This is a genomic window from Micromonospora sp. NPDC048935, from assembly GCF_043197875.1.
Lineage (GTDB): Bacteria > Actinomycetota > Actinomycetes > Mycobacteriales > Micromonosporaceae > Micromonospora.
This window is the reverse complement of record NZ_JBICTZ010000005.1, coordinates 1-19,365: the sequence shown is the minus strand read 5'-3', so window position 1 is coordinate 19,365 and position 19,365 is coordinate 1. Positions and strand designations below refer to the sequence as shown.

General features: G+C 72.7%; 17 protein-coding genes and 1 pseudogene. 14 read left to right on the top strand and 4 right to left on the bottom strand.

Annotated elements, in window-relative coordinates:
* Nucleotides 1-117: 117 nt before the first annotated feature.
* Entirely contained in the window at nt 118-1,380 is a 1,263-nt protein-coding gene (locus ACGFIW_RS15785; RefSeq protein WP_393315368.1) for a nucleotide sugar dehydrogenase, read from the bottom strand.
* A gap of 123 nt (nt 1,381-1,503) precedes the next feature.
* Nucleotides 1,504-2,880, bottom strand: a complete 1,377-nt coding sequence (locus ACGFIW_RS15780) for a serine/threonine-protein kinase (protein WP_393315365.1) — start codon at nt 2,878-2,880, stop codon at nt 1,504-1,506.
* A gap of 544 nt (nt 2,881-3,424) precedes the next feature.
* Here ACGFIW_RS15780 and ACGFIW_RS15775 point away from each other — a divergent pair.
* The 10 genes from ACGFIW_RS15775 to ACGFIW_RS15730 all read left to right on the top strand — a co-directional run bounded on the left by ACGFIW_RS15775 (nt 3,425) and on the right by ACGFIW_RS15730 (nt 11,126).
* Nucleotides 3,425-4,057, top strand: a complete 633-nt coding sequence (locus ACGFIW_RS15775; protein ID WP_393315363.1) for an RNA polymerase sigma factor — start codon at nt 3,425-3,427, stop codon at nt 4,055-4,057.
* Nucleotides 4,058-4,073: 16 nt separating this feature from the next.
* Nucleotides 4,074-4,862: a hypothetical protein gene (locus ACGFIW_RS15770; RefSeq protein WP_393315360.1), complete on the top strand. Its 789-nt coding sequence runs from the start codon at nt 4,074-4,076 to the stop codon at nt 4,860-4,862.
* Nucleotides 4,863-5,018: 156 nt separating this feature from the next.
* Nucleotides 5,019-6,257: an ergothioneine biosynthesis glutamate--cysteine ligase EgtA gene (gene egtA, locus ACGFIW_RS15765; protein WP_393315357.1), complete on the top strand. Its 1,239-nt coding sequence runs from the start codon at nt 5,019-5,021 to the stop codon at nt 6,255-6,257.
* A complete protein-coding gene (egtB, locus tag ACGFIW_RS15760) occupies nt 6,254-7,591 on the top strand; it encodes an ergothioneine biosynthesis protein EgtB (RefSeq protein WP_393315354.1) in 1,338 nt (445 codons plus the stop codon). The genes egtA and egtB overlap by 4 nt, the downstream gene beginning before the upstream one ends.
* Nucleotides 7,592-7,631: 40 nt before the next feature.
* Complete coding sequence (gene egtC, locus ACGFIW_RS15755) at nt 7,632-8,378, top strand: ergothioneine biosynthesis protein EgtC (RefSeq protein ID WP_393315351.1); 747 nt, start codon at nt 7,632-7,634, stop codon at nt 8,376-8,378.
* Nucleotides 8,379-8,429: 51 nt separating this feature from the next.
* Nucleotides 8,430-9,395 carry an L-histidine N(alpha)-methyltransferase gene (gene egtD / locus ACGFIW_RS15750; RefSeq protein WP_393315349.1) on the top strand — a complete coding sequence of 322 codons (966 nt, stop codon included), beginning with the start codon at nt 8,430-8,432 and terminating at the stop codon, nt 9,393-9,395.
* A gap of 218 nt (nt 9,396-9,613) precedes the next feature.
* Entirely contained in the window at nt 9,614-10,201 is a 588-nt protein-coding gene (locus ACGFIW_RS15745; RefSeq protein WP_393315346.1) for a TMEM165/GDT1 family protein, read from the top strand.
* Nucleotides 10,202-10,240: 39 nt separating this feature from the next.
* Entirely contained in the window at nt 10,241-10,603 is a 363-nt protein-coding gene (locus tag ACGFIW_RS15740; RefSeq protein ID WP_355030519.1) for a DUF1622 domain-containing protein, read from the top strand.
* Nucleotides 10,603-10,932, top strand: coding sequence for a hypothetical protein (locus ACGFIW_RS15735; protein WP_393315342.1), 330 nt, complete (start codon nt 10,603-10,605; stop codon nt 10,930-10,932). Before ACGFIW_RS15740 ends, ACGFIW_RS15735 begins: the two co-directional genes overlap by 1 nt.
* Complete coding sequence (locus ACGFIW_RS15730) at nt 10,929-11,126, top strand: hypothetical protein (protein ID WP_393315340.1); 198 nt, start codon at nt 10,929-10,931, stop codon at nt 11,124-11,126. Before ACGFIW_RS15735 ends, ACGFIW_RS15730 begins: the two co-directional genes overlap by 4 nt.
* A 14-nt stretch (nt 11,127-11,140) precedes the next feature.
* On the opposite strand, the pseudogene ACGFIW_RS15725 reads toward ACGFIW_RS15730, so the two are convergent.
* Nucleotides 11,141-11,592 (bottom strand): annotated as a pseudogene (locus tag ACGFIW_RS15725) (Na+/H+ antiporter NhaA).
* 407 nt (nt 11,593-11,999) lie between these two features.
* Between ACGFIW_RS15725 and ACGFIW_RS15720 the strand changes: the two are divergent.
* Entirely contained in the window at nt 12,000-13,463 is a 1,464-nt protein-coding gene (locus ACGFIW_RS15720; protein WP_393315337.1) for a polysaccharide biosynthesis tyrosine autokinase, read from the top strand.
* Here the strand turns inward: ACGFIW_RS15720 and ACGFIW_RS15715 are convergent.
* The gene (locus ACGFIW_RS15715; protein WP_393315334.1) at nt 13,444-13,998 is read right to left on the bottom strand and encodes a low molecular weight phosphatase family protein; all 555 of its coding nucleotides are present in this window, start codon (nt 13,996-13,998) and stop codon (nt 13,444-13,446) included. The two genes, ACGFIW_RS15720 and ACGFIW_RS15715, sit on opposite strands and share 20 nt — an antisense overlap.
* A 168-nt stretch (nt 13,999-14,166) precedes the next feature.
* Here ACGFIW_RS15715 and ACGFIW_RS15710 point away from each other — a divergent pair, with 168 nt between their 5' ends.
* The 3 genes from ACGFIW_RS15710 to ACGFIW_RS15700 all read left to right on the top strand — a co-directional run bounded on the left by ACGFIW_RS15710 (nt 14,167) and on the right by ACGFIW_RS15700 (nt 17,939).
* Nucleotides 14,167-15,414, top strand: a complete 1,248-nt coding sequence (locus tag ACGFIW_RS15710) for a glycosyltransferase family 4 protein (protein ID WP_393315331.1) — start codon at nt 14,167-14,169, stop codon at nt 15,412-15,414.
* A 97-nt stretch (nt 15,415-15,511) separates the two neighbouring features.
* Nucleotides 15,512-17,296, top strand: coding sequence for a DUF4012 domain-containing protein (locus tag ACGFIW_RS15705; protein ID WP_393315328.1), 1,785 nt, complete (start codon nt 15,512-15,514; stop codon nt 17,294-17,296).
* Between the two features lie 13 nt (nt 17,297-17,309).
* Nucleotides 17,310-17,939 carry a hypothetical protein gene (locus ACGFIW_RS15700; protein ID WP_393315326.1) on the top strand — a complete coding sequence of 210 codons (630 nt, stop codon included), beginning with the start codon at nt 17,310-17,312 and terminating at the stop codon, nt 17,937-17,939.
* Nucleotides 17,940-19,365 lie beyond the last annotated feature (1,426 nt).

Genomic DNA, 19,365 nt, shown 5'->3' with positions numbered 1-19,365 from the left:
GCCTGGCGCGGCCGGCCAGGTCCGCCGCCGGGGTCGCCGCCCCGGGGGTGCGAACGGACATCCGCCGGCCGGTCCCGCCGTCTTTCCCGGCGGCGGGACCGGCCAGCGGTGCCGGGTCTACAGGCGCTCGACCTTCGGGCCGACGCACCGGTTGCGGGTGTCGAAGACGTAGCGTGCGTGCCGGACCACCAGGTCGTAGTCGAAGCTGTCGTGGTCGGTGACCACCACCACCGCGTCCGCGGCGCGGACCTCCTGCTCGGTGAGCCCGACCACGGTGACGCCGTCCGGGATGTGGTGCGCCTCGGCGTACGGCTCGACCGCGTGCACCTCGGCACCCATGGCCCGCAGCCGGCGGGCCACGTCGACCGCGGGGGAGTCCCGCATGTCGCCGGTGTTCTTCTTGTACGCCAGGCCGAGCAGCAGCAGCCGGGCACCGCTGACGGCCCGGCCGTCCCGGTTCAGGCCCGCCATGATCCGCTGCGCGACGTGCTCGGGCATCTCGTGGTTGATGTCGTTGGCCAACTCGATGAACCGGAACTGGCGGCCGAGGCGTCGCTTGACCTGCCAGGACAGATAGCACGGGTCGATCGGCAGGCAGTGCCCGCCGACACCGGGCCCGGGCCGGAACGGCAGGAAGCCGAACGGTTTGGTCTCGGCGGCGTCGATCGCCTGCCAGACGTCGATGTCGAGGTGGTGCGAGAGTATGGTCAGCTCGTTGATCAGCGCGATGTTGACCTGGCGGAAGGTGTTCTCGATCAGCTTGGTCAGCTCGGCCACCTGGGTCGAGCCCACCGGCACGGTGTGTTCCACGAGGCGCCTGTAGAACTCGTCCACCCGGGCCAGCGACGTCGCGTCCACGCCGGAGACCACCTTCGGCGTGTTCTCCAGGCGCCACGTCGGGTTGCCCGGGTCGATGCGCTCCGGGCTGTAGCCGAGGTGGAAGTCGCCGGGGCTGCGCAGTCCGCTGGCCGACTCCAACAGTGGGCGCAGCAGCTCCTCGGTGGTGCCCGGGTATGTCGTCGACTCCAGGATCACCGTGCATCCCGGGCGCACGTACGGGCCGATGCCGACGCCTGCCTGTTCGACGAAGCTCAGGTCGGGGGTGCCGTCGCGCAGCGGTGTCGGCACGGTGATGACGCAGATGTCGAAACCCTCGGCGTCGGTGTACTCCGTGCTGGGGTTGTACCGGCCGCTGCCCAACGCGCGCCCCAGCCGGTCGGTGGGGATGTCCTCGACGAACGACTCCCCGGAGGCCAGACGCTTCACCCGGTCGGCGTCGACGTCGAGGCCGACCACGTCCAGCCCGGCCTCGACGGCGCGCATGGCCAGCGGCAGCCCGACGTATCCCTGACCGATCACGACCAGCTTTTCAGCGCTCACCCAGGCTCCCGGGGCAGATGGAGGATATGGCCTGCCGAGAGCCTAGAGGGGTGTTCGTCGCCCCACGTCCGTTTTGGGGATATCGGTGCTGGTGGGAATATCCGCGGTGGACGAAACCGACGGTCAGTTGGCCGCCGGTCCCTCCGGAACGGTCGGCGCGCTCTCCGTCGCGGTCGGCGGGGGCACCGATGGCGGTGTCGTCGGGACGCCCGTCGGACCGTTGGTCGGCCCCGTCGTCGCCGTCGGCGTCACCACCGGCGTCGACGGGCTCGTCGTCTGGCTGGGCCGCGTGCTCGGTGTGGCGGAGATCGACGTCGACGGGGAGACGCCGGGCGACGCCGACCGGTCGGGCCTGGTCGGGCCACCGGTGGCGACCTGCTCGTTGCCCGCCGGCAGGTCCAACGGGCCGCTCGGCGCCGCCGTCGGCGAGGTGCTCGGCAGCTTGACCGCCGGGTTTTCGCTGGTCTTGTGCGTCGTGGCCAGCGCCACCCCGAGCCCGACCAGCGCGACGAGCACGGCCACCGCCGCGCCGACAAGGGGGGCCCGCCGTCGCTCACGCCCGACCGGGGCCCCACCCGCCACCGCCGCGCCGGCCGCCACCTCGGTACGGCCGCCCGGCCCGCCGTCGCGCAGCGGAACGGCTGCCGCCATCGCGGTGGGCGGCTCGCCGCCGGTCACCGCGGTCCGGGCGGCCTCGGCCATCGCGGCACCGCTGCTGAAGCGATCCTGCGGGTCCTTGGCCAGGGCCCGGGACACCAGGGCGCGAACCGCCTCGGGAATCTCGTGCGGCAGCTCCGGCGGCTCGTCGTCGAGGTGTCGGACGGCGACCTGGAGCGGGTTGTCGCCGGTGAACGGCGGATTGCCGGTGAGGCAGCAGTAGGTGACCGCGCCCAGCGCGTAGATGTCTGTCGCACCGCTGACCGGTCGCCCGGCGGCCTGCTCGGGGGCCATGTAGAGGGCGGTGCCGGGCACCGCGTTGGTGCTGGTGATGCTGGTGATGTCGAGCGAACGCGCCACGCCGAAGTCCACCAGGACGACCGAGCCGTCCTCCAGCACGAGCAGGTTGCTGGGCTTGACGTCGCGGTGCACGATGCCGCCGCGGTGCGCCGCGTTCAGCGCGGAGGCGGCCTGGGCCACGATCGACATCGTCTCGGCCACGTCGAGGCGGCCGGCCGTCTCGATCCGCTTGGACAACGGCTCGCCGGCGACGAACTCCATCACCAGGTAGTCGGCCCGACCTGCGTCGTCGGGCAGGTCCTCGGCACCGCAGTCGAAGACCTGCACGATGCCGGGGTGCCGCAGCGCCGCCATGATCCGGGCCTCGGCCCGGAACCGGGCGATGAAGTCGGGGTCGGAGACCAGTGTCGGCAGCAGCACCTTGACCGCGACCTGCCGGCCGAGGATCAGGTCCACGCCACGCCAGACGTCGCCCATACCGCCGGTAGCGACACGTTCGTCCAGGCGGTACCGACCGCTGAGCACGACCTCCGATGACAACACCGCAATACCGTACCCAGAGTCGCGCGCGGGGGCGTGACACGGGCTGTCAGCCGAACGGGTGCCCCGCACCGGTGTACCGGGCTGACCTGTGTGGACGCTGCGTCTCTGTGACGGTGCGGCGACGTGCCGTGACGAAAGCCGACATATTTCGATGCGCGGGCGCGCGACGGTGGACGAAAGGCGAGTCGAGGGCTGGTTTGCACCCTCTGGGTCACGGGCAGTGACGGCGACACGCCCGAATGTCGGGTTGATAATTGTCACTCTTCCGTGACGAGGTCCCGACTTGTCGCGTCGTTGGCCCCCGTCCTAGCGTTAGCGCGGCTCGGGCCGCCCCGGCGATCTCAAGGGTCGGCGCACGGAGAGGGTCGGCGCACCGAGCCGACGACCCTGGCGTTGGCCCACCAGAAACCCCGGCCCGACGACCTCGGTCACGGGTGGGACCAGATTGGCGGAGGGCGGGGCGGGTGCTGGTCGGGCGGACGATTCGTACCGCGTGCTCTGCCGTGCCGCCGCGGGCCAGGCCGGCGCGATCCATGGGCCGCGGATGACCGGCGAGTTGACGGAGGCGGTCAGCGCGGCGCAGGCCGGGGACGAGGACGCGTTCCGCCTGCTCTACCGCAGCCTCCAGCCGGGCCTGCTGCGCTATCTGACCGCCCTGGTCGGCGCGGACGCGGAGGACGTCGCATCGGAGACCTGGCTACAGATCTCCCGCGACCTGCCCAGCTTCACCGGCGGCGAGTTCCGCGCCTGGACCGTCACGATCGCCCGCAACCGGGCGATGGATCACCTGCGCAGGCTGCGCCGCCGGCCGTCGTTGCCGGTCCCGGTGCACGCGCTCGTCGACCTGGCCAGCGAGGCGGACACCGCCGAGGGTGCCAGCGAGACGATCGGCACCGAAGCCGCCCTGGCGCTGATCGCCACCCTGCCTCCCCGCGAGGCCGAAGCGGTCCTGCTGCGGGCCGTGATCGGGCTGGACGCGGGATCCGCGGGCCGGGTGCTGGGCCGCCGGGCCGGTGCCGTTCGAACCGCCGCGCACCGCGGTCTGCGACGGCTCGCAGCCCTGTTGGAGCGGCAGAACGCGGTCGAGTCGTCCGTCCGACTCGACGGTGGGTCGCCGCCCCGGGCGGGCGGCGGCCCATCCCTGCGGGCACCGCACGCCGAGCCGGCGGACGGCTGACGTGAGGGGATTCTGGATGAACCCGTTCCGGCGGGGCGACCACGCCGAGACCGAACGGCTGCTCGACTCGGTCCGCGCCGACCTGGACGCCACGTCGGACCGGGCCGGTCGGGGAGGGGACGCGGCCTCGCCGCAGGCCCGCGTACCCGCGTCGCCCGGGCCCTCGGCGGACCGGGTGGCGGGTCTGCTCGCCGCGGCCGCCGGTCCGGCCCGGCCCGGCGAGTTGGCCGGCGAGGAGGCCGCGCTGGCCGCGTTCCGGGCCGCGCGGGCCGATCCGGCGCCGTCCGTGCCACCTCGGCCGCACCGCCGCCGCCTCACCACCGGAGCGGTGGCCTGGATCGGCGCGGTGGCGGCCACCGCCACGGCCGGGGCCGCCTTCGCCGCGGTCACCCGCGACCGGGCCCCGGACCCGGTCGCACCGCAGCCGTCCCGGACGTCGCCGAGCCCGCAGGGGAGCGCACCCCCGTCCGGCGAGCCGAGTCGATCGGCGCCGCCCGGCCCGCCGCCGCCCGGCCGCCCGTCGTCGGGCCCACCGTCTCCAGGCGTTCCGTCGGCGGGCACGCCGCCGACCCCGGGCGCGCCCGCCGGGGACCTGGACGGCCTGTGCCGCGCCTGGCAGGCCAAGAAGCCCGAGGAGCGGGAGAGGGCGTTGCGGACGCCGGCCTTCGAGAGGCTCGTCGCCGCCGCCGGCGGCCCCGCCGGGGTCGAGGCGTACTGCCAGCGGTTGGGGCCCGAGCGTAGGCCGTCCGAACCGGCGAAGCCCCAGCCGCCATCTCCGCCGACGGGCCCCCTCACCCGTCGGTAACCGGCCCGTGCCGACGCGTTTCCGTTCCGCCCTGCACGGGAAATTCGTCTGTTAGACAGAGGTTGGTGCTGCCGTGCACGCCAACGACGGTGTCGGTGGGTGGGTCTACGGTGGCACCGTGTCCGGAGTCGGCACACGGAGAGGGGATCCCGACCATTGGTGACGTCACCCGAGTTGGACCGCGGGGCCATCCTGCGCGAGTCCGCAGCCGCAGTCCGGCACCTCGCCCGGATCTGCTTCAAGACCGGCCCACCCACCCTCACCGGCGTCGAACTGGAATGGACCGTGCACGACGCCGCCGATCCCGCCCGACCCGTCGACCCGACGCGGCTCCGGGCGGCGCTGGGGCGGCACAGCCCCACCACGCTGGATGCCACCAGCCCGGCCGAGCCGCTGCGACACGGCGGCATGGTGACCCTCGAGCCGGGTGGCCAGGTGGAGATCTCCACCCCGCCCCGCCCCTCGGTCACCGCGTTGATCGAGGCCACCGAGGCCGACATCGCCCAGGTCACCGACCTGCTGGCCGCCGCCGGGTTGATCCTCGGCCGCAGCGGCATCGACCCACACCGACGGCCCCGCCCGGTGCTGGAAACTCCCCGCTACCGCGCGATGCGCGCCGCCTTCGACAGGCGTGGTCCGGCCGGCCGCACGATGATGTACAGCACCGCCGGCCTGCAGGTCTGCCTCGACGCCGGTGAGCCGGATCAGGTCGCGGCACGCTGGGCGGCCGCCCACGCGGTCGGGCCGCCGCTGCTCGCGGTGTTCGCGTCGGCCGACCGGCACGCCGGGCGGCGCACCGGATGGGTTTCCGCGCGGATGGCCGCCTGGCTGGCCATCGACCCGGCCCGCACCCGCCCGGTCTGGACGCCGGGTCGCGTCGACGAGGACCCGACGGCGACCTGGATGCGGTACGTGCTGGCCGCGCCGCTGCTCTGCCTGCGTCGGCACGGCACGGACTGGGCCGCGCCACCGGGCGTGACATTCGCCGACTGGCTCGACGGCGCGTTGCCGCGACCGCCCACCACCGACGACCTCGACTACCACGTCAGCACCCTCTTCCCGCCGGTGCGGCCACGCGGCTACCTGGAGCTGCGCTACCTGGACACCCAGCCCGGCCGGGACTGGCGGCTCCCGCTGGCGGTGCTGAGTGCCCTCTTCACCGATGCGGGCACGGTGGGCGTGGCGCACACGATCGCCGCGCCGGTGGCGGACCGCTGGTCGGTCGCCGCCAAGCAGGGCCTGGCCGATCCGGCGCTGGCCACCGCCGCGGCGGCGCTGCTCGACCTGGCGCTGCGCACCCTGCCCCGGCTGGACCTGCCGGCGGCTGTCCACGACGAGATCGAACGCGGAGTACGACGGCGGCTCGCCGCCGCGACGGAAGGACGGGACAGATGAGCGTGAGCACGACGGGGCACACCGACGGTGAACTTTTGCGCGACCGGATCGCGGCGGAGCTGGCCCGGGCCCGCGCCCGCACGACGCTGCTGACCGAGGTGGTCGACGACGGAGATCTGCTGCGCCAACACTCACCGCTGATGTCGCCACTGGTCTGGGACCTCGCCCACGTGGGTAACCAGGAGGAGCTCTGGCTGGTCCGCGACGTCGGGGGCCGCGAGCCGGTCCGCCGCGACATCGACGAGTTGTACGACGCGTTCAAGCAGCCGCGCCGGGACCGCCCGGCGCTTCCGCTGCTGCCGCCCGCCGAGGCGCGCGCCTACCTGGCCACCGTCCGGGACAAGGTGTACGACCTGCTCGACTCGGTGGCGTTCACGCAGCGGCCGTTGGTCGCCAACGGGTTCGCCTTCGGCATGATGGTGCAGCACGAGCAGCAGCACGACGAGACCATGCTCGCCACCCACCAGTTGCGGTCGGGGCCGGCGGTGCTGCACGCCCCGCCGCCGCCCGAGCCGTCCGCCCGGGTCGCCGGGGAGGTGCTGGTGCCGGCCGGGGAGTTCACCATGGGCACCGACACCGACCCGTGGGCTCTGGACAACGAGCGCCCGGCGCACCGCGTCGACCTGCCGGCGTACGTCATCGACGCGGCTCCGGTCACCAACGGCCAGTACGCGGCCTTCATCGCCGACGGTGGCTACACCGATCAGCGCTGGTGGAGCGCGGCCGGCTGGGCCCACCGGGTGCGGGAGCGGCTCAGCGCGCCGATGCACTGGCGTCGCGACGGCGACGACTGGTTCTATCAGCGCTTCGGCCGGTGGAGTCGGGTGCGCGCCGACGAGCCGGTGGTGCACGTGTGCTTCCACGAGGCGCAGGCGTACGCGGCGTGGGCCGGCAAGCGGCTGCCGACCGAGGCGGAGTGGGAGAAGGCGGCCCGGTGGGACCCGGCGAGCGGGCGGTCCCGCCGCTATCCGTGGGGCGATGACGACCCGACCGAGGCGCACGCCAACCTCGACCAACGTCATCTGCGGCCGGCGCCGGTGGGCGCGTACCCGGCGGGCGCCTCGCCGTTGGGTGTGCACCAGCTCATCGGCGACGTCTGGGAGTGGACCTCGACCACGTTCACCGGGCATCCCGGCTTCACGGCGTTCCCCTACCGCGAATACTCGGAGGTGTTCTTCGGCGACGACTACCGGGTGCTGCGTGGTGGTTCGTTCGGCACCGACCGTTCGGCCTGTCGGGGCACCTTCCGCAACTGGGACTACCCGATCCGGCGGCAGATCTTCAGCGGTTTCCGCTGCGCCCGCGACGTCCGGCCGGACGAGTCGTACCGGTGATCCACCGCCCGATCGGCGGCCCGGCGGGGACGGTCTGCTGATGTGTCGTCACCTGGCCTACCTGGGGCCGCCGGTCACCCTGGCCGAGGTGCTGTTCGACCCGGCGCACTCGCTGGTGCGCCAGTCCTGGGCGCCCCGCGACATGCGCGGCGGCGGCACCATCAACGCCGACGGGTTCGGGGTCGGCTGGTATCCGGGCGACGGCGAGCCGGTGCGTTACCGGCGGGCGCAGCCGATCTGGAGCGATCCGACAATCGCCCAGCTCGCGGCGGTGACCCGCACCGGCGCGCTGCTCGCGGCCGTGCGCTCGGCCACCGTGGGAATGGCGGTGCTCGACGGCGCCGCCGCGCCGTTCGCCGAGGGGCGGTGGCTGTTCAGCCACAACGGCGTGGTCCGCGGCTGGCCGGACGCGGTGGTGCCGCTCGCCGCCGGGCTGCCGGTGCGCGACCTGCTCACCCTGGACGCCGCCACCGACTCGGCGTTGCTCTGGGCGCTGGTGCGGCATCGGCTGCGCGCCGGCGAGGACCCGGCGGAGGCGGTCGGGCGGACGGTGGCGGACGTGGCCGCGGCGGCCCCGGGGTCGCGGCTCAACCTGCTGCTCACCGACGGGCGACGGGCGGTCGCCAGCGTGGCCGGGCACGCGTTGTCGGTGCGCGAGACGCCGGGTTCGGTGCTGCTGGCCTCCGAGCCGCACGACGACGATCCGGGGTGGCGGGCGGTGCCGGAGGGGCACCTGGTCGTGGCCACGCCGGGGGAGGTCCGGGTATGTCCGCTGCCGGTCCGGTGAGCACCACCGGTCGGGGCACCACCTGTTTTGTTCGAACAGAGAGGCGAATCGATGACCGCGGAACCGTTGGAGATCTACCTCGAAGAGCACGACCTGGAGCGCGGCCTGCGCGACGACGTTCGGGCCGGGCTGAGCGCCGGGCAGAAGTGGCTGCCACCGAAGTGGTTCTACGACGCTCGGGGCAGCGAGTTGTTCGAGGAGATCACCCGCTTACCCGAGTACTACCCGACCCGGGCCGAGCGGGCCGTGCTGGCCGAACGTGCTCCCGCCATCGCGGCGCTGACCGGGGCCAAGACCCTTATCGAGTTGGGTTCCGGCTCGTCGGAGAAGACCCGACTCCTGCTGGACGCCTTCACCCGGCGGGGCGGCCTGGGCACGTTCGTCCCGCTCGACGTGTCGGTCAGCGCGCTGCGCGGGTCCACCGCCCAGATCGCCGCCGACTATCCGGGCCTGCGGGTCCGGGGCATCGTCGGCGACTTCACCCGGCAACTGGACCGGCTGCCCACCGGCGGCCGTCGGCTGGTGGTGTTCCTCGGCGGCACCATCGGCAACCTGCTGCCCGCCGAGCGGGCCGAGTTCCTGACGGCGATGCGCGGCGCGCTGGAGGTCGGCGACTGGCTGTTGCTCGGCACCGACCTGGTGAAGGACCCGTCGGTGATGGTGCCCGCGTACGACGACGCCGCCGGGGTCACCGCCGAGTTCAACCGCAACGTGTTGCGGGTGGTCAATCGGGAGTTGGGCGCCGACTTCGACCCGGGGGCGTTCGCGCACGTGGCCCTCTGGGATCCGACCCACGAGTGGATCGAGATGCGGTTGCGGGCGACCCGACCGATGCGGGTCCGGGTGTTGGACCTGACCGTGGACTTCGCCGCGGGGGAGGAGCTGCGCACCGAGGTGTCGGCGAAGTTCCGCCCGGAGGGGGTCGCCGGAGAGCTGGCCTCCGCGGGCTTCGCCGCGACGGAGTTCTGGACCGACCCGGACGGGCTCTTCGGGGTCACGCTGGCCCGGGCAGGCTGAGCCGGTTCACCCACCACGGCCCGGCCCGGTGGTGATCCGCTAGGCTGGGTCCGCGAAGGGGAGTAGCCCCCAATGTCGTGGTCGACATACTGGTGCGTTCCGCACCCGGCCACGCGGCCCCGGTTCGTCCGGGGCGGGCGAGACCTTCGACTCAGGCTGTTGCAGCCGGGTCGAGGGCGCCCCTGTCACCTCCTCCCGGCGTGAACGGGAAGGATGTCATGGAGGGATTTTTCGCCGCGCTGGTCATCAGCTTCGGCGTCATCTTCGTCGCCGAGCTGGGAGACAAGTCCCAGTTGATGGCGTTGACCTTCGCCACGCGGTTCAAGCCGATCCCGGTGCTGATCGGCATCACTGTCGCCACGGCGGTGGTGCACCTGGCGTCGGTGGCCATCGGCGTGGGTCTCGGGGCGGTGTTGCCGACCGACTGGATCTCCCTGGTGGCCGGTGTGGCGTTCCTCGGCTTCGGTGCGTGGACGCTGCGCGGTGACAAGCTCACCGAGGAGGAGAAGCGCAAGGCGGAGAAGACCAGCAAGACCGCGATCGTGGCGGTGTCGGTGGCGTTCTTCCTGGCCGAGCTGGGCGACAAGACGATGCTCGCGACGATCACGTTGGCCACCAAGTACGGCTGGTTCGGCACCTGGCTCGGCTCCACCATCGGCATGGTGGCCGCGGACGCGCTGGCCATCCTGGTCGGGCGGATGCTCGGTCGCCGGCTGCCGGAGAAGACGATCAGGTACGGCGCCGCGGTCCTGTTCGCCATCTCCGGCCTCTGGCTGATCCTGGAGGCGGTCAACGAGCTGACCTGAGGGTCGACTAGCTGGCCCGTGGACGGGTAACGGCCTCCGGTGGAGCCGGCCGAGTTGTTGCGCCAGGGCGACCAGGTGCTGGTTGCCGTGGTGGAGGTGGCCGGCGCGCTCGTCATCTTCGTCGGGGCGGTCTGGGCGGCGGTGCGGTTCGTGGTCGAAGGGCTGCGACACCGCTCCGCCGCCCGCTTCACGCCGATCCGGCTGTCGCTGGGTCGGTTCCTGACCCTCGGCCTCGAATTCCAGTTGGCGGCCGACGTGCTGCGCACGGCGGTGTCCCCGTCGTTCGACCAGATCGGCCAACTGGCGGCGATCGCGACGATCCGAACGGCGCTGAACTACTTCCTGGGTCGGGAGATCCGTCAGGAGCAACGGCAGGTCGCCGAGGGGGAGCGTCGGCCGTGATGGGGGCCCTGGTCACGGCGGTCACCGCGTTGGCGCTTGTCGCCGGGGTGATCGCCACGCTCGGCACCGGCGGCCTGCGAAGCGGTGTCCGGGTCCTGCTGGACCTGCTCACCGCGGCCGGCCTGCTCCGGCTGGTGGGCGAGCCGGGTTGGAACGGCCTGGCCGGCGCGGTGGCGATCATCGCCCTGCGTCAGCTGCTCGGGGCGGCGCTGAGCGGCTCACCGCCGTGGTCCGGGCGACAATCCCCGGGGCGCTGCGCAGGCCACGATCAGCACCTACCGTTGGCGGTGAGACGCGAAACCGGGGACAGCGGGAGGATGACCACATGAGCCGGCACGACGAACCGAACGAGTACGGCTTCGCCGGCGGCGGCACCGCACCCGAGCCGCCGGCCGGGGGCAGGCCGGACGAGCAGGATCGTGCCGAGGAGGTGGCGGTGCCGGGCGACGACCTCACCGCACCGGCAGCGGAGGCGCTGGTCGAGGAGACCGAGGAGCCGCCGCCCGCCGAGCGTCGCCGCTGACGCGCGGCCACCGCTCACCTGTCGGCGGGCCGCTGGTAGACGTCGGGCACGGCGCCGCCGCCGGCCCGGCGGCGGGCGAGCACCGGCACCGTGAAGCCGAGCAGCACGCCGGCCACCGTGGCGTGCACACCGGAGGCGTGCACGAGGGCCCAGGCCGCGGCCGCGAGCGGGGTCAGCGCCCACCACCAGGTAAGGCCGCGTCGCACCAGCACCGCGAAGAGCCCGATCGGCGCCAGCGCCGCGAGTAGCGGCACAGGGTGGAAGTCGGCGGTGTAGAAGACCGCGATGATGGTGATGGCGAACAGGTCGTCGACCACGGCGAGGGTGAGAGCGCCGGCAGCAGCATGCCACCACGGGCAGCGCGGCCCGACGAGGATCGCGCAGGGGCGACGAACTCTCGCTTGAGTTCCAGGCCCACCACGAAGAAGAAGACGGCCAGCAGGCCGTCCGCCGCCCAGGTGGCCACGTCCAGGTCGAGGTGCCAGGGCGCGCCGCCGGGCCCAGGGCACCCAGTCGCCGAGCGGGGTACGAGTCGGACCAGGACGAGTTAGCCCGAACCAGGGCCGTCACGGCACCGAGCAGCAGCAAGGCGCCACCGACTTCCCGGCACACCGCTGTCGGCCCGGTCCGGGCTCGTGCGCGCCGTCGGCCACAGGGGTCGTTCGGCCGGCCGTCGACTTTTCCCCGCGTCTCGCCGCAGCCGAATGCGCCTCTGTCCGGTTGGTTATGCGGGCGCATGGGTCAGAGTGAGAACCACCTAACTCCGGACATAAGCCGCATGAGCCGCTTTAATGGTTTCACGAGTTTACAAACGACCTTGGGGGTTTTCGTGAAGTTTCTTGGCGTAACCGGACCGACGCGGAGGCGCTCCTGATGGACCTGCTCCGCCAATTGCGCCACGTGCGTCGGCACTGGTGGGTCGTGCTGGTCACGGTCATGGTGGCCCTCGGCGCCTCGGCGTTCCTGACCGTACGGGCACAACCCCGGTACGTCGCCTCGGTGACCTTCTTCGTCACCACCCCCAACTCCGGCGTCAGTGATGCCTACCAGGGTGGGCTCTTCCTCCAACAGCGCGTCAAGTCGTACGCCGATCTGCTCACCAGCGACAGGCTGGCGCAGAGCGTGGTGGCCGACACCCCGGTGGGCCTCACCGCGGACGAGGTGCGCAGCCGGGTGACCACCTCCACCGAGACCGGCACCGTGCTGCTGCGCGCCTCGGTCAACGACACCGACCAGACCCGGGCGCTGCGGGTGACCGAGTCGCTCGCCGCGAAGTTCGTCGACCTGGTGCAGAAGGTCGAGACGACATCGGAGGGCAAGGCACCGATCAAGATCGAGGTGGTCAGTGGCCCACGGGTCAGCGCCAATCCGGTCTCACCGCAGCCGACGCGCAACCTCACCCTCGGCGGGCTGATCGGCCTGATGCTCGGCGTCGGCCTGGCGATCCTGCGCGGCGTCGCCGACGTCCGACTGCGCGACTCCGCCGGCCTGCAACGTGCCACCGGCAGCCCGCTGCTCGGTGAGATCCCCTATGAGAGCAGCGCCCGCACCGAGCCGCTCATCATCGGCGACGCGGCGACCTCGGCCCGCGCCGAGGCGGTCCGCAAGCTGCGGACGAACCTGCGCTTCGTGGACGTGCACGAGCCGGCCCGGGTCATCGCCGTGACCAGCGCGTTGCAGGGCGAGGGCAAGACCACGCTCTCCTGCAACCTGGCCATCGCGCTGGCCGAGGCGGGCTGGCGGGTGCTGCTTGTCGACGCGGACCTGCGCCGGCCGAAGGTCGACGAGTACCTGGGACTGGACGCCGGGGTCGGCCTCACCGACGTGCTCGTCGGCGACGTGAAGGTCGGCGACGTCGTCCAGCGCTGGGGCGACAAGTCGATGCTGGTGCTGCCCAGCGGTTCCGCGCCGCCGAACCCGAGCGAGCTGCTCGGATCCAAGGCGATGTCGGATCTGCTGCTGGCGCTGCGAGAGTCCGCGGACATCGTGATCATCGACACGGCTCCGCTGCTCGCGGTGACCGACGGCGTGGTCGTGGCCGTGCAGGCCGACGGCGCGCTGCTGGTGAGCCAGCAGGGCCGTACCTCGCGGACCCAGGTGGCCGCGGCGGCCCGCGCACTGCACTCGGTCTCGGTCCGCCTGCTCGGCTGCGTGCTGAACATGGCCAAGGTGGCCAAGGCCGAGGCGTACCAGTACGAGGCCTACCGCGTGGTCGCCTCGATCCCTCCGGCGTCGGTTCCGGCAGATCGGGTGATGTCCGGCCGGCACAGCGAGGCCACCAACGGGGTCAACGGCGTCGCCGACCACACCCAGGAGCTCACCCGGCTGCCCCGATGAGCGCGGCGAGGGGTCGCAGCGACCGCTCGATCTCCTCGGCACAGCGTCGGAAGTCGGCGGAGGTGCCGCCGATCGGGTCCCGAAGATCGTCCGCGTCCGGGGCGGCGGGTTGCAGCCGTCCCCGGGCCCGGGCGACGGCGGCGATAGCCGCCCGCAACGGGTCGTCGGCCGGCTCGGCGGGCGGCTCGGCCGCCGCCGCCAGCCGGCCGAACTGGCGCAGGGTGAACGTCCGGTGCAGGGCGCTCGGCGCCAGCGCGGTGCAGATCGAGCGCTGGCGCCGGGTGGCGGTCAGCACCAGCGTCGCGTCCACCAGGTATTCGGGCCGCAGACCGCGGGTCCGGAACGCCGCGGCGTCCGCGCCGCTCTCCGTCGCGACCTCCAGGGCGTACGGATGCATGGACAGCCCGTCGACCGCGTCGGTGCCGGCGCTCGCCACGGTGACGGGCCGGTCGGCCAGCAGCCGGCGGGCCAGATGCTCGGCCATCGGTGACCGGCACAGGTTGGCGTGGCAGACGAACAACACACGATCAGTCATCGGTGCCCCTCTCGTCGGTGCGGACGCGGGCGGCCACACCGCGAGGACGGTGTGTCGGTGCCGGCGGCCGCGCAGGGAGGGGTTGTCGGCATCGTACGCGGGCCGTCCACCCGCCGGCCGGGGTGCCGCGCCGGCTGGCGCCGATTCGCAGCGGATGGGGGTTCGGCAGTGAAGATCGGCATCCTGTCCTACCACTTCCCGCCCGAGCCCGCGTTCATCCCCGGCAGCCTCGCCGAGGAGTTGGCCGCCCGGGGGCACGAGGTCCGGGTGCTCACCGGGTTTCCGGACTACCCCGGCGGCCACGTCTATCCCGGCTGGCGACAGCGGTGGCACCACGAGACGCACAGCGAACGGCTGACCGTACGGAGGGTGCCCCGCTACCCGGGAGGCGCCACGTCCACCGGCGCCCGGATGGCCAGCTACCTCTCCTTCGCCGGCAGCGCGACGCTGGCCGCGCGCCGCTACCTCGGTGACGTGGACGCGCTGTACGTCTTCCAGCTCCCGGCCACGACGTTCGCCGCCGCGGGGGTGCTCCGGCTGCTCGGGCAGGTGCCCGCGGTGCTGCACGTCCAGGACGTCTGGACCCGCGACGGCGTCGACGAGGCGGGCCAGGGGCGCTGGGTGGCGCGGATGGGCAGCGCGATGACCCGGATCTACCGGTCCGCCGCGCGGATCGCGGTCGCGGCGCCGTCGATGCGGGATCTGGTCGTCGCGGCCGGCGCCGAACCGGACCGGGTCCGGTTGGTCCTCAACTGGACCGACGAGCGGATCTTCTATCCGGCGACGCCCGGTGTGGCGGCCCGCCAGTTGGTCCGCCGAGACGGTCGGTGCGTGGTGATGCACGCCGGCACGATCGGCGAACGGCAGGGGCTGGAGACCGCCGTCCGGGCGGCCGCGGCGCTGGACCGGACGATGGACCTGGTCCTGGTCGGTTCGGGCTCGGCCGAGCGCAAGGTCCGGGGGCTCGCCGCCGAGTTGGGCGCGGCCAACGTCCGCTTCGTGCAGCGACGGTCGCCCGTCGACATGCCCGAGTTGTACGCCGCCGCCGACTATCAGCTGGTCATGCTGCGCGACCTTCCGGAACTGCGCGGCACGGTGCCGGGCAAGCTCCAGGCGGCGCTCTCCTGTGCCGCCCCGGTGATCGCGTCGGCCGGCGGCGACACCGCGGAGCTGGTCGAGCGTGTCCGGGCCGGGCTGTCCTGCCCCCCGGAGGACTGGGCCGCGTTGGCCGACCGGTTCTGGTTGGCCGCCACCATCCCGCCGCCGACACGTACCGAGATGGGTCGCCGGGGGCGCACGGCGTACCTGCGGGAGATGTCGCTGCCCGCCGGCGTGGACCGGATCGAGCGGCTGCTGCACGAGGCGGCGGGACGGGCCACCGAGCCGACCGGCGATCTGCGAAGGAAATTCGCTTAAAGGGCGAAGACCTCAATAATGGTACGAAGTTCCCCAGCGCGTGCTAAGAACGTCGGGGAACGGACCATCTGTCCGGTTCCGTGAACGGGAGTGTGGTGTGACGGAAAGTGAACGGCCGACCCGGCGGCGGAGCCGGTCCCGGCGCCGTCGGCGTGCCCGGCTGCGACGTGCGCTCCTCGGTGCCCTGGTCGTCGGCTCGCTGCTGCTGGCGACCGGCGGGTGGATCGGCTTCCGTGGCTGGCAGGCGCGGGCACACCTGCTCAACGCCGCCGGCCTGGCCCGGGAGTTGAGCGCCCAGGTGGTGGGTGGGGACACCGACCGGGCCCTGCGGACACTCGCCGCCCTACAGGAGCAGTCCGGCGCTGCCCGGGCGGCGACGGCCGACCCGAGTTGGCGACTGGCTCGCCGCACGCCGGTCGCGGGTGACGATCTCGACGCCGTCCGGCGGATCGCCATCGCCATCGACGAGCTGGCCCGGGAGGCGTTCCCGACCCTGCTGCGGACGGACCTGACCAGGTTGGTGCCGACCGGCGGACGGTTGGACCTCGCTCGGCTCACCGCTGTCTCCATCGAGCTGACCGGCGTCAACGAGTCGGTGCAGCGGACGCGCCGCGATCTGGGCGCGGTGCCGACCGACAGGCTGGTCAGCCAGATCCGGCAGGCCCTGACGGACCTCCGCGACGAGATCGACCGGCTGGCCAGCCTCACCACGGCCGCCGACCAGGGCGCCCGCCTGCTGCCGCCGCTGCTTGGCGCGAACGGGCCGCGACGGTACCTGCTGGTCTCGCAGAACCTCGCCGAGTTGCGCGCCACCGGCGGCATGTTCGGCGCGTACGCGATGATCGAGGCGGAGAACGGCGCGGTGAAGATGGGCAGGCAGGGCAGTAGTGCCTCGCTCGGCCGGTTCACCCCGGCGCTGAAGGTGCCCGCCGAGACCCGGGCCCTCTGGACCGATCTGCCCGGCATCTATCCCGCCGACGTCAATCTGTCCCCGCACTTCCCGACCGCCGCCACGCTGTACCGCGAGATGTTCCGGCGCTCGACCGGCACCACTGTCGACGGTGTGCTCGCCGTCGACCCGGTGGTGCTGTCGTACCTGCTCAAGGCGACAGGCCCGGTGCTGGTGCCCGGTGGGGTCCCGCTCGCCAGCGAGAAGGTCGTGCAGACGCTGCTCAACGACAGCTACCAGCGGCTGAACGTCCGCCAGCAGGATGAGTTCTTCGCGGCGTCGGCGGCTTCGGTCTTCGACGCCTTCTTCAAGAAGAATGTCAACCCACGTGTGTTGTTGTCCGCATTTGACCGTGCTATCACTGAACGACGGATATTGTTCTGGAGTGCCCGACCTGAGGAACAGCGGACATTCGGTGCGAGCCGGATGGCCGGGACGCTTCCGGAGCAGGACACCGTGCCGACCGTCGGCGTCTTTCTCAACGACGGCAGCGGCGCGAAGCTCGGCTACTACCTGCGGCCGACGGCGAACCTCACGGTCGGCGAATGCCGGCCCGACGGCCGCCGCGAGCTTCGGCTGCGGGTGACCCTGCGCTCGACCGCGCCGAAGTCCGGACTCAGCGATTCCGTTCTCGGGCTTGGTCTGGCTGGCGACCCGTACACCGCTCGCACGTTGGTGTCGATCTTCAGCCCGGCTGGCGGCGCGGTGCTCGAGGCCCGGCTCGACGGGGCCGAGACGGCGCTTGGCAGTGGCACGGAACGCCGCCGCCAGGTGGCGACCGCCAGCGTCGACGTCGGCCCCGGCGCCGAGAAGGTGCTGGAGGTCAGCGTGCTGACGGCCAAGACCGGCGTCGGGCAGGCCGAGCTGTGGCTGACCCCCACCGCCAGCCCATGGACCACCCAAGTTCATTCCGCACCAAGCTGTGACCAGTAGGAGGGAACCAATCATGCGGCTATCCCGCATCATCATGGCGCTCACGGTCGGCCTGGCCGTGGTGGCCGTGCCGACGGCAGCGGGGGCGGCACAGCCGCAGCCGACGCCCAGCGCGACCACCGACCCGCCGCAACCGCCGCCGTACCCGCCAGCCGCAGCGTCACTGACCGTCAACCGGCCGACGATCTTCCTCGGCGAGACGGTCGTGCTGACCGGCACCGGCTTCGGCCCGAACGAGACCGTCGACATCGCGGTGACGGTGGCTCCGCTGGCCGCTCCGGCCGGCGGTCAGGCTCCGGCTCGCCGCAGCGACGGCAGCACCGTGGCGATGGCCGCGGTGGCCTACCAGGCGAGCGCGCCGCTGAACTTCACGGCGTACACCAACGCCCAGGGAAGCTTCAGCAAGAGCTACACCCCTTCGGTGACGGGTCTGCTGACCTTCACCGCCACGGGTCGGGAGTCCGGCCGTACCGCCAGCACCGAGCTGCGGGTGCTGCACAAGAAGCAGCCGCTGCCGGTCACCGGTGACAGCATCGGCACGCCCATGAAGCTCGGCGGCGGCCTGGTCGGCGCCGGAGCGGTCATGCTGCTGCTGACCCTGGCCTGGCGTCGCCGCCAGCGCCTCGGTGGTGCCGCGCACTGATCCGCACACCACCGGGCCGTGCCCGGATCGCACCTGAAGCTGGCGCCCGTCGGAACACTCCGACGGGCGCCAGCGTCCGTCCGCCCCGGGTGGTCGGGTCCCGCAGGTGTCCGGGCCTGTGGTGGGCGGGGGTGGGCCTGGCGGTGGGGTGTGGCCGGCTGGGGGTGGGCTTCCCGGGTGGTCCGGTCCCGCAGGTGTCCGGGCCTGTGGTGGGCGGGGGTGGGCCTGGTGGTGGGGTGTGGCCGGCTGGGGGTGGGCTTCCCGGGTGGTCCGGTCCCGCAGGTGTCCGGGCCTGTGGTCGGCCGGGGGTGGGCCTGACTGTGAGGCGTGGCCGGCAGGGGGTGGGCTTTGGTGGTGGGTGTGGTCGGCCCGGGGTGGGCCCTGACTGTGGGGATGGTCGGCTTTGGGCGCGCCTGCCGCTGGGGTGGCAGGCGCTGGTTGTGTCCGGGTTTTGGGCACGCCCGGGCGTAGGATGTCCGACTTTGGGCGTGCCCGGCGCTGGGTGAACGGCCTTGGCTGTCCTCGGCTCCGAGCGGTGGGCGCGGGATGGGTCGACCCGGTTCATCCGGCCGCGGAGGTGCCCAGATCAGCGCCGGTCGACCAACCGGGCCGACACGTGAGCCCACCTGCGACCTTTGTCCGTTCCGTGACCCTCCGGCCGTGGATGATCCGCCTTGATCGACTCGGGTTTGCGGAAATCGGGGTGTCCGGGCGTCCGGGATGCCCCGATTTTCATGAACGCGAGTGGATCATGCCCGGTGGGGGTGGTTCGGGGACGCCGGTGCGGGGGTTATGGGTGGTTTGTTCGCCCGAGGGCTCTGCGGCCTGTGACCGGTCGCACCCGTGGGCCGGAATCGTGGCCGGGCCGGGGTCGTTACACACCCTGACGATCGCAGCACGACCTGCCGCGCGCCCGACCCGCAGGGGTTTGGGAGGCTGGTCCCGCAGGTCGGAATGCCTACCCGGGGCCGGTCGTTACAGTCCCGAGGAGCGACCGTCGGTACCGCCTTGACGAGGGTGCCGTGCGATGGGCCGACCCGGAATGTCCCCCGCCCCCCGGTCGTTGCAGTCGCGACGAGCGACCGTCGGTACCGCCTTGACGAGGGTGCCGTGCGATGGGCCGACCCGGAATGACCCCCGGCCCCCGGTCGTTACAGTCCCCACGAACGACCGCAGGCACCGCCACGATGAGGGTGCCGGCAGGTGGGCCACCCCCGGAATGACCTCGGCCCCCCCGGTCGTTACACAGGGACCCGGTGCCCCGAGCCCTCGCTCGCAGGCCGCCCGGCCCCGACGCCGACACAGCGTCACCCCCCCAATCTTTCCCCCCCTTGTTTGTGCAGCGCCGGACGAGGTGCTCACACCCTGCCGCCGCCCCCCTTTGGCGGTCGGGTGTCCTACCCCCGAAGGAGCTACCCCCATGAAC